Raw genomic sequence first — 16290 nt, forward strand, 5'->3', positions numbered from 1 at the left:
GATCAGATCTGCGGCCACGTTGCCGCATTCCAAAGTGCCTGCGGCTGCTCGACCAGCACATCGGCCTGCCAGTGCGTCGGGTCGTCGTCGTCCAGACGATAGCCCCACAACGCCGCGACCGACGCCATCGCCGCCGCGCGCGCAGCCACGATGTCGCGCTCATCGTCGCCCACATACACGCATTGCGCAGGTGCAACGCCGATGCGTTGGGCGGCTATCACCAGCGGCAACGGATGCGGCTTGCGCTCGGCCAGCGTGTCGCCACCAATCAGCACCGCGCAGCGCTGCTCCCAGCCCAACTGCGGCAGGATCAGGCGTGCCAGATATTCGGGCTTGTTGGTGACGATGCCCCACACGCAGCCGGCATCCTCCAGCCGCACCAGCATCTGTTCGATGCCATCGAACAGCTGCGATTGCGTGCCGATCAGGCCTTCGTAGCGCTGCAGGAATTCCGGCACCAGCGCCGCGCACGCCGCGGCATCGAGCTCGGCAAAGGCCACGCCGAGCATCGCACGCGCACCTTTGGAAACCACCGGGCGCAGCGACGCCAACGCAATTGGTGCACGCCCACGCGCATCCAGCATGGCGTTGACTGTCGCGAGCATGTCCGGCGCGCTGTCCAGCAAGGTGCCATCCAGATCGAACAACGCCGCACGCGGGAAACTCACCACAGCGCCACGGGCATGCAACTGCATGCACTCCACCCGAAACGAGAAAATCTCGAACCCTCAGCCAACCGCCTTTGCGATTCCCGATTCCCGATTCCCGAATCCCCGCCCATCACGGCTTCACCGCATACGCCAGGTAATTCACCTCGGTACGCGAGGACAGGCGGGCGCGATTGCGCCACGGCTCGTACAGCATGCCGCTGACGTCTTCGAGCTGCAGCCCGGCGTTGCGCAGCCACGCCGCAAGCTCGGCCGGCTTGATGAAATCCTTGTAGTGGTGCGTGCCCTTGGGCAGCAGACGCGCGATGTATTCGGCGCCCACCACCGCCAGCGCGAACGCGGCAGGGGTGCGATTGAGCGTGGACAGGAACAGCTTGCCGCCCGGCTTGAGCAGGCTGGCGCAGGCACGAATGATCGCGGTCGGATCCGGCACGTGTTCGAGCATTTCCATGCAGGTCACCGCATCGAAGCTGCCCGGCTGTTCGGCGGCCAGGTCTTCCACCGATTGCACGCGATAGTCGACCTGCACGCCCGATTCCAGGCTGTGCAGACGCGCCACCTTCACCAGTTCCGGCGCCAGGTCGATCGCAGTCACCTGCGCGCCCAGACGTGCCATCGATTCGCTGAGCAACCCGCCACCGCAGCCGACATCGAGCACGCGCGCACCGGCAAGTTCCAGCCGCGTGGACACATACTCCAGACGCACAGGATTGAGCGCATGCAGCGGCTTCTGCGGGCCGTCGGCATCCCACCAGCGGTTGGCCAGTGCGGCGAATTTATCCAGCTCGCTCTGATGGAAATTGCTGGATTTGGCGTGCGTATTCGAATTCATGCGGGGCTCCGTGATGCGGTGACGCGCGCTCAGGCGCGGACGGTGCGGATGCGTTCGCGCCACTGCCGCGCATTGGCGAGAAGGGCGGCGGTATCCATGTCGATGAGCTCGCGCTGCACCAGTTTGGGCTTTCCGGCGATCCACACATCGGTGACCTGATGGCGGCCAGCCGCGTAGATCAGCTGCGACAGCACATGATGCAGCGGCTGGGTTTCCAGTGCAGACAGGTCCACGCAGACCAGGTCGGCCTGCTTGCCGACCTCGATCGAGCCGATCCTGTCGCCGAAGCCCAAGGCACGCGCGCCGCCTAACGTGGCCGCACGCAAGGTGGTCGCGGCGTCCAGCGCGGTCGCATCGTTGGCCACGGCCTTGGCCAGAATGGCGGCGGTACGATTTTCGCTGAACATGTCCAGGTCGTTGTTGCTGGCACAGCCGTCGGTGCCGATGGCCAGATTCACGCCCGCACGCTGCAGCGCGCATGCCGGGCAAAAGCCCGAAGCGAGCTTGAGATTGGATTCGGGGCAATGCACCACGCTGACGCCGCGCTCGGCGCACAGATGGATTTCCGCATCGGTGAGCTGGGTCATGTGCACCGCGATCAGGCGGTCGTTGACCAGGCCCAGGCGATCCAGCCGCGCCAGCGGGCGCTGGCCGTACTGCTTGATCGAATCGGCCACTTCCTGCGCGGTTTCGTGCGTATGCAGATGCACCGGGATGTCGAGCTGGTCGGCCAGCATGCGTACGCGTTCGAAGTTGGCATCGTTCACGGTATACGGCGCATGCGGCGCGAACGCGGTGCTGATCAACGGATCGTCGCGCCATTGGTCGTGCAGCTCGCCGGCACGCGCGAAGTATTCGTCGTCCGACGATGCCCATGCGGTCGGGAAATCGATGATCACCGCGCCCACCAGCGCACGGAAGCCGTGCTGCTTGTAGACGGCCGCCTGCACATCGGCGAAGAAGTAGTTTTCGTTAACGCAGGTCGTACCACCGCGCAGCATTTCGGCGATTGCCAGCGTGGTGCCATCAGCCACGAATTCCGGTCCGATCACCGCCGCCTCCACCGGCCAGATGTGCTGCTGCAACCACACCATCAGCGGCAGGTCGTCGGCGACGCCGCGCAGCAGCGTCATCGGATTATGCGTATGCGCATTGACCAGGCCCGGGATCAACGCCGCATCGGGCCGCGACACGGTCTGCTTGGGCGCAAAACGCGTGCGTGCTTCGGCAGCCGGCAGCACGGCAACGATGACGCCGTGACTGACCGCGACCGCGTGGTCTTCCAGCACCACCGCATGCGGTTCGATCGGCACGACGTAGCCGGCCTCGATCAGCAGGTCGCAGGGTTCGGGCGGAGCGTTGGTCATGAGTGGATCCATTGAGGTTAGTTGCCGAACGGCCAGGAGTCGTCGGAGCGTGACACAGGCGCATACCGCGTGCCGTCGTAGCGCAGCACCTGGCGCTGGCGGTACGTGCGCTCGATGTCGTCTGCATCCTCGACGGTGGTGGAAGTCACCAGGTTGGCAGTGACTGCGATGTCGGCATAGCCCGCGTGGACCGGCGCGTCCATCGACAGGGTGAGCGTGCCGCGTTCGGTCACCACACCCGTCGCGCCCCAGTTGCACGGTTCGCCTTTTACCCGCCGCCAGACAGTGAGATCCCGCTGCAGCACCGGGCGCAACCGGCGCTGTTCGCGCACCAGCAAGGTCAATGCATCGTTGCTGTCGAAATCCGGACAACTGGGCCCGCGCGCAACGCTGTGCACCACCACGCCAACCGCACGCACGCCCTGCGCCAGGTCATAGCGTGCGGTATCCAGGCGCAGACTGTCGGCAGCAAGTTCGAAGCCGGCATCTTCGCCCATGTCCTGCATGTACAAGGCGACGACCTGGGCAGTGCGGGCATCGAGCATGGCAACGCGCAACTCAAGGTTGCGTTCGCCTGCCTCGGTGGTGGCATCGCTGGCGAACGCAATGGCCGCCAGTCGTATCGATGGGTCGTACGGCCACGGCTTGCAGGTCTGTGCCACGGCATGGTCGACCGGCACCGCCCCTGCGGCGCCGGACACCGCACCAGCTGCCACCGCCGCCACGCTTTGCGCGTCGCAGGCAGTGGCGGCGGCGGTTTGCGCAAGCACCGGACACGCCGCCAGCAGGCCGCTCAGCCCGGCCAGCAACGCGACGCACGCGGCCGTCAGGTGCGAGCCAATGGCGCACGGGACCGGCAGTGCACGCGTGGCCCATGCAGATTCCAGACACCGGCCGCCCAAGCCTGGCAACGGCGCAGTCGTTTCTTCGGCTGCTCCTGGCGTCGTCAGGACACTGGCGCTGCGTACTGCTCGACCGGACCGGCGTCCCAGGCGCATCTGGATTACTTGACGCGCGCCGAGTATTCGCCCGAACGGGTATCGACCTTGATGATCTCGTCCTGGTTGACGAACAGCGGCACGCGCACCACCGCGCCGGTTTCCAGCGTGGCCGGCTTGCCGCCGCCGCCGGAGGTGTCGCCGCGCACGCCCGGATCGGTCTCGGTGATCTTCAGCTCGACGAAGTTCGGCGGCTGCACCCAGATCGGGGTGCCGTTCCACAAGGTCACGATGCAGTCTTCCTCGCCCTTGAGCCACTTGTCGGCGCCGCCCATGCCGGCCTTGTCGGTCTGCACCTGCTCGAAGGTTTCCGGGTCCATGAAGTGCCAGTACTCGCCATCGCTGTAGAGGTAGCGCATGTCGGTATCGACCACGTCGGCCACTTCCACATCGTCGGTCGCCTTCATGGTCATTTCGACCACGCGACCGGACTTGATGAAGCGGTACTTCATGCGGGTGAAGGCCTGGCCCTTGCCCGGCTTGACGTATTCGGTCTCGGTGATGACCGCCGGCTCGTTGTTGACCAGGATCTTCATGCCGTTCTTGACGTCGTTCATGCCAACAGTGGCCATGGTGCAGCTCCTCGATAAGACCACGACCCGCCACGCGGTAGCAGGTCGGATTAGAATGGGGCGCCCGCCGCAACCGGCGGGCATTTGGTTTTGTGACCGCACATGATAACCGCAGCCCCCCTCGCCTTACAGCCATCCCCGCCCCCCGCCCTGCAGCCAGCGCGCTGGCAACAGCAGTGGCGCGACGCCGTGCGCGACCCGCGCGTGCTGCTGCAGCTGCTGGGCCTGGATGCGCAAGCGGCGGCAATCAGCGCTGCCGCCGCCGCCCAGTTTCCACTGCGGGTGCCGCGCGCCTTCGTGGCGCGCATGCGCCATGGCGACCTGCACGACCCGCTGCTGCGCCAGGTGCTGCCGCTGGATGCGGAAATGCAGCCGGTGCCGGGCTTCGGCCTGGATGCGGTGGGCGATGCCGCCGCCCGGACCGCTGCCGGGGTGATCCAGAAATACCGCGGCCGCGCCCTGCTGATCGCCACCGGCAGCTGCGCGGTGCACTGCCGCTACTGCTTCCGCCGCCACTTTCCGTATGCCGAAGAGACCGCTGCGCGCGATGGCTGGCGTGAGGCGGTGACCGCGATCGCCGCCGACCCCGGCATCGAGGAAGTGCTGCTTTCCGGCGGCGACCCGCTCTCGTTGGCCACACCCAAGCTGGTCGAACTCACCGACGCCCTGGCGGCCATCCCGCATCTCAAGCGCCTGCGCATCCACAGCCGCCTGCCGATCGTGCTGCCGGAGCGCGTGGATGCGCCACTGCAGGCCTGGCTGCGCAGCCTACCGTGGCCGGTGGCGTTCGTACTGCATGCCAACCATGCCAACGAATTCGACCCCGCGGTAGACGCCGCCGTGCAGGGGCTGCGCGACACCGGCGCACACTTGCTCAACCAGGCCGTGCTGTTGCGTGGCGTCAACGACAGCGTGGATGCGCTGGCGGCGCTGAGCGAGCGCAGCTTTGCCGCCGGCGTGCTGCCCTACTACCTGCATCAGCTCGACCGGGTCGCCGGGGTGGCGCATTTCGAGGTGGACGATGCGCGCGCGCGCGCGCTGCATGCCGAGCTGGCTGCCCGCCTGTCCGGCTACCTGGTCCCGCGGCTTGTGCGTGAAATCCCCGGCGATACCGGCAAGCGGCCGCTGTAACCGCCCTGACCTCAGTGCAATCGGTCGTAGGAGCGCACCCGGGCGCGATGGCGCTTTACCGGTGACGCCCGTCGCGCTCAGGCGCGCTCCGAGGGCACTCACCCCGCCGCGATCAGCTTGACCATATCGGCCGGGCTCAACGGCCTGCTGAACCAATAGCCCTGCCCCAGGTCGCAACCGCGCTCGCGCAACAGATTGAATTGCGCTTCCTGCTCGATGCCTTCGGCAACCACGGTGATTCCCAGCGAGTGCGCCATGTTGATGATCGCGGTGGTCAGCGCCAGATCGTCCGGGTCGCGCTGCAGGTCGGCAACGAAACTCTTGTCGATCTTGACCCCGTCCACCGGCACCTGACGCAGATGGCTCAAGCCGGAGAAGCCGGTGCCGAAATCGTCCAGCCATACCTTCACGCCGGTGCGGTGCAGTTGGTCGAGCAGGCTGGCCGCCATCATCTCGTCGCCGATCACCGCGGTCTCGGTCAGCTCCAGATGCAGGCGCGCGGCCGGCAGCCCCGACTCGGCCAGGCACCCGGCCACAGTGTCGATCAGCGCACCGCTGCGCAGTTGCCGCGGCGAAACATTGACCGACACGAACAAACCCTCGCCCACCACTGGCCACTGCGCCGCCTCCAGGCAGGCCGCGCGCAGCACCTTGGGGCCGATTACTTCGATCAGGCCGCTCTGCTCGGCAATATCGATAAAGGTGGACGGCGCGATCGTTCCCAGCGCCGGATGCTGCCAGCGCAGCAGCACCTCCACGCCCACCAGCACACGGTCGCTGGTGCGGTAGATCGGCTGGTAGACCAGGCGCAGCTCGTCGCGTTCCCAGGCCCCGCGCAACTCGTGCTCCATGTGCACACGGCGCTCCACCGCGTGATCGGCGGCGCGGCTGTAGAAGCGATGGCAGTTCTTGCCGGCGACCTTGGCCTGGTACATGGCGATGTCGCCGTTCTTCAGCAGCGCGGTGGCATCGCGCGCATCATCGGGGAACAGCGTGATGCCGATCGAGGTCCCCAGGAACACCTCGCGGCCCTGCACGTTCAACGGCCGGCTCAGTTCGTGCACCAGCCGGTCGGCCAGTTGCGCCGCCAGCAGGCTGACATCGCCGCTCTGCAGCAGGATCACGAACTCATCGCCGCCAAAGCGCGCCAGAATCGCATCGTCGCCGCCCAGCGCGGCAACTGCGCGGCTGATGCGGCTGGCGAACTGCAGCAAGGCCTCGTCGCCGGCCTCATGGCCAAGCGTGTCGTTGACGCGCTTGAAGTCGTCGATATCGGCAAACAGCAAGGCCAGCTTGCTGTCGGTGCTGCGCGCGGTGTGGAGCAGATGATCCAGACCCTCGCGAAAGCCCAGCCGGTTGGTCAGCCCGGTCAACGCGTCGGTGTAGGCCATGTGCCGCACTTCGCGGTCGTGCCGGGCGATGCTTTCGCTCATGCGCCCGAACGCGGAAATCAACTCGCCGATCTCGTCGTTGCGGGGGTGCGGCGGCAGCTGCACCGCATAGTCGCCCCGTTCGATCTGCCTTGCCGCTGCCGCCAGCAACCGAATCGGCGCCACCAGCGTGCGCTGTACGTAGATGGCCAGCAACACGCCCAGCCCGACCAGCGCAGCCAGCAGGACCAGCAACCAGCCCAGATCACGCTTGCCGATGGCGTTGAGGTTCTGCACCAGGGTGAGATTGGCGCCGGATTCGATCTTGCGCACCCGCTCGCGCGACATGCCCACGCGCACGCCACCGATGCGCTGGTCGCCGATCTTGATCGGCACCGTCACATCCAGCACCTCCGGCGAGGACTGCAACACCATCGCCTGCGCCGCCAGCGCTTTGGCGGCGAGCGGATCGGTCATGGCCTGCCCGTAACGCTGCAAGGTCGGCGTGCCGTCGTGCACCAGCCGGCCATGGCGGTCGAACACCAGCACATAGCTCACCACCTGCTGGCGCGAGGCATTGCGCACCAGCGCACCCACCGCGCCCAGGTCCGAGTAATACAAGGGGTTGGCCAAGCCGGAAGCCAGCTCGGTCGCCAGCGTTTCGCCGCGCGTGCGCAGGCTGCGATCGAACAGCTCGTGCAGGATCTGCGCACTCAAGCCGCGCACCTCGCGCTGCATCGCGCTTTGTCGCTGCAGCAGCGAAGCCAGGATCGCACCGACCAGCAGCAGCGTCAGCGCCATCACCAAGAGAAAGCGTGCCTGCAAGCCGAAGCGCACCTGAGTCATTCCACGTGATCCCTGACGCGTTGCACGCCCGCGCTCAACTCTTGCAGACGTCGGCGGCTAGCGGGATCCAGCGGATGGAACCCGGTAGTGTCGAAAAAGCGCTTCAGCGCCGGGCCCGCCTTGGGGTCGGAGGCGGCCTGCAGCAACACCACCCGCAGACGCTGCTCCACGGCCGGGTCCATCCCTGCGCGCACCATTTCCACCGCGCGCGGCACCGGCGCAGTGCGGTGCACGATGCGGAAATCGCGCTTGAACACCGGTGGCATGTGGCGTTCGTCGTCCCAATCGACGTTGCTGAGCGCGCCCACGTCGATCAGATGTTTGTGCACGAACGCGGCAACGTTCAATTTCGACCCCACCATCAGATAGCCGGCCGATCCGCGTGCCGGGGTGTCGTCGGCCGACAGCAGCACATCGCATGCGATGCCGTTGCGCAGCAGTTCGAGCACCGGTAGCAGGTAGCCGCTGGTGGACGAGGCGTTCTGCAATGCCAGGGTATGGCCGCGCAACTGCGACAGCGACTGGATCGGGCTGTCGCGGCGCACGAAGAACACCGTGTGGAAGTCGCGCAGTCCGCCACGCTCGGTCATGAGCAAGGGGTGCGCGCTGCCGCGCTGCTCCAGCAGCATCGCCGCACCGGTCGTTTCGCTGACCCAATCGACCCGGCCGCGCCGCAGATAGCTGGACATCTGGCGCGCATCGGGCGCCATCAGGATTTCGCCGCGGCGGATCCCGACCTCGCGCATGCGCGGCACCACGTAATCCAGCAAGGGCTTGAGCTGCTCGTAATGGCTGGCGGGATCATCGCTGATCCGTCCAAGCACCAGGACCGAGGAAGGCGCTGCCGCAGCCGTCACGGCCAAGCCTGCCCCGGCAATCAGCCAGCAGGCAATCAGACACCATCGTAGACCGCGCAAAACGGACACTCCCCTAGAGCCGCGGACAGCCTAGCCGAATCTTCGAAGATGTGACAGACGTCAGTTTCCGGCCTGCTTGGCAAGCATGGCCATGCGCTGCGCATCGGACAGGATGCCGCGAATCAGCCGCACCTCCTGCTCGGTCATCTCTGCGCGCAGCAACAACCGGCGCAACTTGCGCATCGCCGACTCCGGCGCACGGCCCTTGTGGAAGTCGATCTCGTCCAGCGTGTCGCCCAGCTGGCCGAACATCCCTTCCAGCTGTGCGTGGCTGGCCGGCCCGTCGCGCAAGCCCGGAGCCGCTGCCGGCGCGCGTTCGGCCTGGCCTGCCGCCAGCTGCGCCAGTCGCACCTCGTACGCCAGCACCTGCACGGCCGCGGCCAGATTGAGCGAACTGAACTGCGGATCGGAGGGAATGTGGACCGCGGCGTGGCACAGCTGCAGCTCGTCGTTGGTCAGACCGGTACGCTCGCGGCCGAATACGAAGGCCACCTCGGCCGGCTCGCCCGCCTTGGCCAGGGCACGCTGCGCGCCCTCGTCCGGCAACAGTTCTTCCAGCGCCACCCGGCGCGCGCGCGCAGTGCAGCCAATCACCAGCGTGCAGTCGGCCACCGCCTCGCCCAGTGTCGCGAAGATCGGCGCCTGGCTCAGCACGTCTTCAGCGCCGGCCGAGCGCCGATAGGCGTCTTCGTCGAGTGCGCGCTCCGGCGCCACCAGCACCAGGCGCGAAACCCCCATGGTCTTCATCGCACGCGCTGCAGCGCCGATGTTGCCTGGATGCTGGGTACCCACAAGAACAAATCGGATGCGCTGGCTGACGGACATGAACGGAGATCGGGAAGCTGTTCGGCCGTAGATGGTAAACTGCGCGGCCGGCTTTCGCGCCGGACCGCTCTTTTACCTTCGCCATTGTCCGATTCTGCCTTCACGGGAGCTTTCACCATGCAGAAACCCGCCGTCACCGTCATGGTCAAAGCCGCCCGCCTCGCCGGCAATGTGCTGTTGCGCGGCATCAACAAGCTCGATGCGCTCAATGTGGTGCAGAAAGGCCGCATGGACTACGCCAGCGAAGTCGATGCCGATGCCGAGAAGGTCATCATCAAGGAACTCAAGCGCGGCTACCCCGAGTACGCCGTGTTCGGCGAAGAAGGCGGCGTGCAGGGCGGCAAGAGTGGCCGCTACACCTGGGTCATCGATCCACTGGACGGCACCAGCAATTATCTGCGCGGCTTCCCGCACTACTGCGTGTCGATCGCACTGGTGGAAAATGGCGAACCGACCGATGCGGTGATCTTCGACCCGCTGCGCAACGAGCTGTTCACTGCCAGCCGCGGCGCAGGCGCGGTGCTCAATGACCGCCGCATCCGTATCGCAGAGCGCAAGGATCTGGAAGGCGCAATGGTCCACACCGGCTTCCCGCCGCGCGAGCGTGCGCGCGCCAGTGCGCAGCTCAAGTGCGTGGATGCGCTGCTGGTGCAGGCCGAAGACGTGCGCCGCACCGGCTCGGCAGCGCTGGACCTGGCCTATGTGGCCTGCGGCCGCGCCGACGCCTATTTCGAAGCGGGCGTCAAAGCCTGGGACATCGCCGCTGGTGTGCTGCTGGTACGCGAGGCCGGTGGCCGCGTTTGCGACTACAAGGGCGCCACCCCGCCGCGCATGGACAACATGGGCCCTGAGACGCAGCAAATCGTGGCCGGCAACATCAAGATCAGCGACGCGTTGCAGAAGGTCATCGTCAACACCGGCTACGCCCGCGAGTTCGACGCCAAGTTCTGATCGACCCGTTCGCACTACCGCTGCCCGGCAGACATCGGATCACGCCTGAGCACGGAGGCTTCCCTGCAAAGCCTCTCGCGACCGGGGTCTATCCACAGCGCACCTACTCACAGCGCAGTAAACGTACAAGGCCGGGATCGCTCCCGGCCTTGTGCGTTTCGGTTCGGTACCAAGCCAATCCGCGCCGCAACTGTAGGCGCGCGCCTGAGCGCGAGGAGCGTTCCCTGCAAAGCCTCTCGCGACCGGGGTCGCTCCTACCCACAGCGCACCTATCCACAGCGCAGTAAACGTACAAGGCCGGGATCGCTCCCGGCCTTGTACGTTGGGTGCCGCTGTCACAGCGCTAGGCAGTGCCTGGCGCCGGTGCAGGACCTCAGGCGATCGCGGCGTGGTAGCGGCGCTCGACTTCTTCCCAATTGACGGCGTTGTAGAACGCGCCGATGTATTCCGGGCGACGGTTCTGGTACTTCAGGTAGTACGCGTGTTCCCACACGTCCAGACCCAGGATCGGGGTGTTGCCCTCGAACAGCGGGCTGTCCTGGTTGGCGGTGCTTTCCACAACCAGCTTTTTGTCGGGGGTCACGCTCAACCACGCCCAACCCGAGCCAAAGCGGCTGACGGCGGCCTTGGTGAAGGCTTCCTTGAATTTCTCGAAACCACCAAGATCCTTGTCGATCGCCTTGGCGACCTCGCCCTTGGGCTCGCCGCCACCGTTGGGCGACAGCACGGTCCAGAACAGGGAATGGTTGGCGTGGCCGCCGCCGTTGTTGCGCACCGGGCCCTGCAGGTTTTCCGGCAGGCTCTTCAGCTTGGAGACCAGTTCTTCGATCGGCAGATCGGCGTACTCGGTCCCTTCCAGCGCCGCGTTGACGTTGTTGATGTAGGTCTGGTGATGCTTGGTGTGATGGATTTCCATCGTTTGCGCATCGATGTTCGGTTCCAGCGCGTCGTAGGCGTAGGGCAACTGCGGAAGGGTGTAAGCCATGCGTATCTCCTGGACTTGCCGCCCGGCGAAGACCGGGCGTTGCGGGGTGAATGGTAAGGACGGCGGCAGCGGTTACCAAGGGTGCTGGCAGGGAAACTTCATCCCATCGCATGCCGCACGATGTTCGCCGCACACCTTGCACCAGGTCCCGGTTACTTGGGCGTGAACCGTCCCGGCGCCGGCCACGTTCAAAGTCGACACAGTCGCGCATCGGCATACTTGCTCTGCCGTACCCATTTCGGACCGTCTTCATGCGCAAGCCCGCTTTGCTCGTTGTCGCCATCGCGCTGCTCGTCGCCGGCCTGTGGGGCATGCGTGCGATGCAGACGCCCAAGCCGCAGTTCGCGCCGCAACTCAACGCCCCGATCGCCGCGGACACGCCGACGCGCGAGGTGCCGCGTCTGCCCGCCTTTCTGCCGACCGAGGCGATGGCCACCATCGTGCTGATCCAGCGCGGCGGCCCGTTTCCGCATCCGCAGGATGGCGGCGTGTTCGGCAACCGCGAGCATCGCCTGCCCGAACGCCCGCGTGGCTATTACCGCGAATACACTGTCGATACCCCCGGCAGCCCGGATCGCGGCGCGCGCCGCATCGTCACCGGCGGCACTCCGCCCGAGGCGTGGTACTACAGCGACGATCATTACCAGAGCTTCAAGGCCTTCGATGGCCCGACCCCGGACCAGGCACCATGAACGCTGGCGACTTCGCGCTGGATCTGTCCGATCCGCAGCAGTCGGGGGTGTATCAGGCCGAGACCGACGATCTGGACACCATGGCAGCGCTTGCGCGCGATGCCGGCCTACGCATCGTGCGCGTGGATCTGGCCGCCTGCAGCGACAAACGCATGCTGCTGATGCGCCTGGCCACGCAACTGGATTTCCCGGCCAGCTTCGGCCGCAATTGGGACGCGCTCAGCGATGCCCTGCGCGACCTGGCGTGGCTGCCTTCGCCACATGGCTATACGCTGCTCATCGACGGCGCCCAGGCGCTGGCCAGCACGGCACCCAACGACCGCGACACCTTGCTGGACATCCTCGATGAAGTCGCCAACGCCTGGGCAGCACGCGGGCTGACCTTCGCGGCGTTCGTTGCGCCCGCAAGCGCCTGCGACTGAGAGCAGCCAACAGCACGCCTGCGCAGCCGGCCGAGCGGACACGCCTGGCGCCGGCACCACATGCCCCGTGCAGAAGCGATGGCTGCCTGCATGCCGCCCGCACCGACCTGATGAGCGCTCGCGATGTTTCCCAGGCGCCGCGCGGCGCGGTCGATCAGCGCTGGTATTTCCGGCGAACACGGATCGCTACGCACCCGCATCGGCCCGCACCCAGGCGCGATGGCAAACCACCATCGCCCTTCGTCGCGCCAGACGCGCGAACGGCACGCATCGCGCGTGCCGACCGACGATCAACTATCCAGCTCGCTCCAGCGCGCGTACGCCGCATCCAGGTGCTTTTGCGCATCGACCAATGCTGCGGTGTGGGCCGCCATCGCCGCACTGTCGCGCTGATAGAAGGCCGGCTCGTTCATCGCCTCGGTGAGCGTGGCCACTTGCTGCTCCAGCGTCTCGATCAGGGCCGGCAGTTGCTCCAGCTCGCGTGCATCCTTGTAGCTGAGCTTGCGCTTGGGAGCGGTGTCCGCCGGCACTGCAGCCACGGGCGCGGTCGCCACTGCAGTGGCCGATGCCTTGGCCACCGCCATCGCATTGCCGACCGGCGTACGGCGCTGGCGCAGCGAATCGCTGTAGCCGCCGACGTAATCGCCGATCAGGCCATCGCCCTCCATCACCAGCGTGGAGGTCACCACGTTGTCGAGGAAGTCGCGGTCATGGCTGACCAGCAGCAAGGTTCCGGTGTATTCGCCCAGCAACTCCTCCAGAAGCTCCAGCGTTTCCACGTCCAGGTCGTTGGTCGGTTCGTCCATCACCAGCAGGTTGGACGGCTGCGCGAACAGACGTGCCAGCAATAGGCGATTGCGCTCGCCACCGGACAGGCGCGTGATCGGCGCGCGCGCGCGCTCGGGCGTGAACAGGAAATCCTGCAGATAGGCGTGCACATGCTTGCGCTTGCCGTTGATCTCGAGGAAATCGCGGCCTTCGGCTACGTTTTCGATCGCGCTCCAGTCTTCGCGCAGGGTGGAACGGTATTGGTCGAAATACGCAATCTGCAGATTGGTACCGATGCGGATTTCGCCCTGCTGCGGCTGCAGATCGCCCAGCAACAGCTTGAGCAAGGTGGTCTTGCCGCTGCCGTTGGGGCCGATCAGGCCGATGCGGTCGCCACGCTGGATGATGGTGGAAAAATCCTTGACCATCGTGCGCGCACCGAACGCGAAGCCAACCTCCTTGGCCTCGATCACCTTCTTGCCGGACGACTCGCCCTGCGAGACTTCCATGCGCACGTTGCCGGTGAGCTCGCGCCGCTGCACGCGCTCGTTGCGCATCGATTCCAGGCGCCGCACGCGGCCCTCGTCGCGGGTGCGCCGGGCCTTGATGCCCTGACGGATCCAGATCTCTTCCTGCGCCAGCAACTTGTCGAAGCGCGCATTCTCCTGCGCCTGCGCATTGAGCCGTTCCTCGCGGCGGCGCTCGTAGTTGGCCCAGTCGCCCGGCCAGCTGGTGACCTGGCCGCGATCGATCTCGACGATGCGGGTGGCCAACGCACGCAGGAAGCGCCGGTCGTGGGTGACGAACAGCACGCTGCCGCTCCAGCCCTTCAGGAAGGTTTCCAGCCAATCGATGGCTTCGATATCCAGATGGTTGGTCGGTTCGTCCAGCAGCAGCACATCCGGCGAGGACACCAGCGAACGCGCCAACAGCACGCGTCGCTTCATACCGCCGGACAGCCGCGCGAACTCCGCATCGCCGTCCAGTTCCAGCTTGGTCAGCGTCTCGGTGACGCGTTGATCCAGCGCCCACCCGTCGGCCGCATCGATCTTGGCCTGCACCTTGCCGAACGCATCGGCGTCGAACACCTCGGCATGGCTGAGTTGATGGAATTCGGCCAGCCAATGACCCAACTCGCCCAGACCATCGGCCACCACGTCGAACACGCTGCCGCCGGTCCCTTGCGGTACCTCCTGCTCCAGCCGCGCGATGCGCACACCCTGTTGCACGCGCACTTCGCCATCGTCGGGCTTGAGCTCGCCGGCGATCAGTTTCATCAAGGTCGATTTGCCGGCGCCGTTGCGGCCGATCAAGGCGATACGCTCGCCCGGCTCGATCGTGAGGTCGGTTTTTTCCAGCAACAAGGGGCCGCCGACGCTGTAGTCGACGCTTTGCAGAGTGATTAAAGGCATGGCGCAATTGTACGGGAATCGGGAATGGTGAATCGGGAATGGGAAAAAGCCTTCGCCGTTGCGATTCCCGATTCCCTACTCCCGATTCCCGCTAAAATGCGCCATGAACGAATTCTCCGCGCTGCCGCTGTCGCCGGCCCTGGCCCCCGGCATCGACGCCCTTGGCTACACCGTCCTGACTCCCATCCAGGCGCAAAGCCTGCCGCCGATCCTGCAGGGGCTCGATGTCATCGCCCAGGCGCCGACCGGCAGCGGCAAGACCGCCGCGTTCGGGCTTGGCCTGCTGCAAAAGCTCGACCCTGCAGTGACCCGCGCACAGGCGCTGGTGCTCTGCCCCACCCGCGAATTGGCCGACCAGGTCGGCAAGCAGCTGCGCAAGCTCGCCACCGGCATTCCCAACATGAAGCTGGTGGTGCTCACCGGCGGCATGCCGCTGGGCCCGCAATTGGCCTCGCTGGAAGCGCACGACCCGCAAGTGGTGGTGGGCACGCCCGGTCGCATCCAGGAACTGGCCCGCAAACGCGCCCTGCATCTGGGCGGCGTGCGCACGCTGGTGCTGGACGAGGCCGACCGCATGCTCGACATGGGCTTCGAAGAACCCATCCGCGAGATTGCCGGCCGTTGCGACAAACACCGCCAAAGCCTGCTGTTTTCGGCCACGTTCCCGGACAGTATCCGCACGCTCGCACGCGAGCTGTTGAAGGAGCCGGTTGAGGTCACGGTGGAAGGCGCCGATAGCGCACCGGAGATCGATCAGCAGTTCTTCGAGGTCGACCCGACCTATCGGCAAAAGGCCGTTGCCGGCCTGCTGCTGCGTTTCAATCCCGAGTCCAGCGTGGTGTTCTGCAATACCCGCAAGGAAGTGGACGAGGTGGCTGGCTCGCTGCAGGAGTTCGGCTTCTCCGCACTCGCGCTGCACGGCGACATGGAACAGCGCGACCGTGACGAAGTGCTGGTGCGCTTCGTCAACCGCAGCTGCAACGTGCTGGTGGCCAGCGACGTGGCCGCTCGCGGGCTGGACGTGGAAGACCTCTCGGCGGTGGTCAACTACGAGCTGCCCACCGATACCGAAACCTACCGCCATCGCATTGGCCGTACCGCACGTGCCGGCAAGCATGGACTGGCGCTGAGCCTGGTCACCCCGCGCGAAACTGCCCGCGCGCAGGCACTGGAAGCCGAACAGGGCCAACCCTTGAAGTGGTCGCGTGCGCCGCTGGCCACCGCGCGCCCGGCGCAACTGCCGCAGGCGGCAATGACCACCTTGCGCATCGATGGCGGCAAGACCGACAAGCTGCGTGCCGGCGACATCCTGGGCGCCCTAACTGGCGAAGCCGGGCTCTCGGGCGCGGCAATCGGCAAGATCGCCATCTACCCTACCCGCTCCTACGTGGCCATTGCCCGCGCGCAGGTCGCCAAGGCGCTGGCACATCTGCACGCAGGCAAGATCAAGGGACGCCGGTTTCGGGTCAGCAAGCTCTGAACGCAGCGCGGCCGGCGTCGCGCCGGCCGCCTATGTTTCAGCAGCAGCAATCCT

The 16290-nt window shown here is 66.2% G+C and carries 15 protein-coding genes; 5 read left to right on the plus strand and 10 right to left on the minus strand.

Translation table 11 applies throughout. From position 1 onward, the window contains the following. Positions 1 to 2: 2 nt before the first annotated feature. The 5 genes from J7396_RS13810 to efp form a co-directional block, all read right to left on the minus strand. Positions 3 to 695 carry a phosphoglycolate phosphatase gene (locus J7396_RS13810; protein ID WP_209261594.1) on the minus strand — a complete coding sequence of 231 codons (693 nt, stop codon included), beginning with the start codon at positions 693 to 695 and terminating at the stop codon, positions 3 to 5. Between the two features lie 85 nt (positions 696 to 780). Then, a complete protein-coding gene (ubiG, locus tag J7396_RS13815) occupies positions 781 to 1500 on the minus strand; it encodes a bifunctional 2-polyprenyl-6-hydroxyphenol methylase/3-demethylubiquinol 3-O-methyltransferase UbiG (RefSeq protein ID WP_014090357.1) in 720 nt (239 codons plus the stop codon). Positions 1501 to 1529: 29 nt separating this feature from the next. Beyond that, positions 1530 to 2867, minus strand: a complete 1338-nt coding sequence (locus J7396_RS13820) for a TRZ/ATZ family hydrolase (RefSeq protein ID WP_209261595.1) — start codon at positions 2865 to 2867, stop codon at positions 1530 to 1532. A gap of 17 nt (positions 2868 to 2884) precedes the next feature. Further along, a complete protein-coding gene (locus tag J7396_RS13825) occupies positions 2885 to 3676 on the minus strand; it encodes a hypothetical protein (RefSeq protein ID WP_209261596.1) in 792 nt (263 codons plus the stop codon). Between the two features lie 194 nt (positions 3677 to 3870). Continuing rightward, positions 3871 to 4437, minus strand: coding sequence for an elongation factor P (gene efp, locus J7396_RS13830; RefSeq protein ID WP_007962665.1), 567 nt, complete (start codon positions 4435 to 4437; stop codon positions 3871 to 3873). A 102-nt stretch (positions 4438 to 4539) separates the two neighbouring features. Between efp and epmB the strand changes: the two genes are divergently transcribed. Further along, positions 4540 to 5568 carry an EF-P beta-lysylation protein EpmB gene (gene epmB / locus J7396_RS13835; RefSeq protein ID WP_011347729.1) on the plus strand — a complete coding sequence of 343 codons (1029 nt, stop codon included), beginning with the start codon at positions 4540 to 4542 and terminating at the stop codon, positions 5566 to 5568. A 98-nt stretch (positions 5569 to 5666) separates the two neighbouring features. On the opposite strand, the gene J7396_RS13840 is transcribed toward epmB, so the two are convergent. Genes J7396_RS13840 through J7396_RS13850 form a run of 3 tightly spaced genes read right to left on the minus strand, consistent with a single transcriptional unit; the run spans position 5667 to position 9526 of the window. After that, positions 5667 to 7784, minus strand: coding sequence for an EAL domain-containing protein (locus J7396_RS13840; RefSeq protein ID WP_008573449.1), 2118 nt, complete (start codon positions 7782 to 7784; stop codon positions 5667 to 5669). Beyond that, on the minus strand, positions 7781 to 8710 hold the full coding sequence (locus J7396_RS13845) for a phosphate/phosphite/phosphonate ABC transporter substrate-binding protein (protein ID WP_033478490.1): 930 nt from the start codon (positions 8708 to 8710) through the stop codon (positions 7781 to 7783). The genes J7396_RS13840 and J7396_RS13845 overlap by 4 nt, the downstream gene beginning before the upstream one ends. A gap of 51 nt (positions 8711 to 8761) precedes the next feature. Next, positions 8762 to 9526, minus strand: a complete 765-nt coding sequence (locus J7396_RS13850) for an RNA methyltransferase (RefSeq protein ID WP_011347732.1) — start codon at positions 9524 to 9526, stop codon at positions 8762 to 8764. A gap of 117 nt (positions 9527 to 9643) precedes the next feature. Between J7396_RS13850 and J7396_RS13855 the strand changes: the two genes are divergently transcribed. Then, on the plus strand, positions 9644 to 10477 hold the full coding sequence (locus J7396_RS13855; RefSeq protein WP_005913068.1) for an inositol monophosphatase family protein: 834 nt from the start codon (positions 9644 to 9646) through the stop codon (positions 10475 to 10477). A gap of 373 nt (positions 10478 to 10850) precedes the next feature. Here J7396_RS13855 and J7396_RS13860 read toward each other — a convergent pair whose 3' ends face one another. Continuing rightward, entirely contained in the window at positions 10851 to 11462 is a 612-nt protein-coding gene (locus tag J7396_RS13860) for a superoxide dismutase (protein ID WP_003486056.1), read from the minus strand. Between the two features lie 251 nt (positions 11463 to 11713). Between J7396_RS13860 and J7396_RS13865 the strand changes: the two genes are divergently transcribed. Both J7396_RS13865 and J7396_RS13870 read left to right on the plus strand, forming a co-directional pair. Next, positions 11714 to 12154 (plus strand): ribonuclease, encoded by a 441-nt coding sequence (locus J7396_RS13865; protein ID WP_008576167.1) that lies wholly within the window; start codon positions 11714 to 11716, stop codon positions 12152 to 12154. Further along, positions 12151 to 12576: a barstar family protein gene (locus J7396_RS13870; RefSeq protein ID WP_209261597.1), complete on the plus strand. Its 426-nt coding sequence runs from the start codon at positions 12151 to 12153 to the stop codon at positions 12574 to 12576. Before J7396_RS13865 ends, J7396_RS13870 begins: the two co-directional genes overlap by 4 nt. A gap of 290 nt (positions 12577 to 12866) precedes the next feature. Here the strand turns inward: J7396_RS13870 and J7396_RS13875 are convergent, their stop codons facing one another. Next, positions 12867 to 14756: an ATP-binding cassette domain-containing protein gene (locus J7396_RS13875; protein WP_209261598.1), complete on the minus strand. Its 1890-nt coding sequence runs from the start codon at positions 14754 to 14756 to the stop codon at positions 12867 to 12869. A gap of 103 nt (positions 14757 to 14859) precedes the next feature. Here J7396_RS13875 and dbpA point away from each other — a divergent pair, with 103 nt between their 5' ends. Continuing rightward, positions 14860 to 16236, plus strand: coding sequence for an ATP-dependent RNA helicase DbpA (gene dbpA / locus J7396_RS13880; protein WP_122272991.1), 1377 nt, complete (start codon positions 14860 to 14862; stop codon positions 16234 to 16236). The last annotated feature ends 54 nt before the right edge of the window (positions 16237 to 16290 follow it).

It is taken from the genome of Xanthomonas sp. A1809, assembly GCF_017746015.1.
Lineage (GTDB): Bacteria > Pseudomonadota > Gammaproteobacteria > Xanthomonadales > Xanthomonadaceae > Xanthomonas > Xanthomonas euvesicatoria.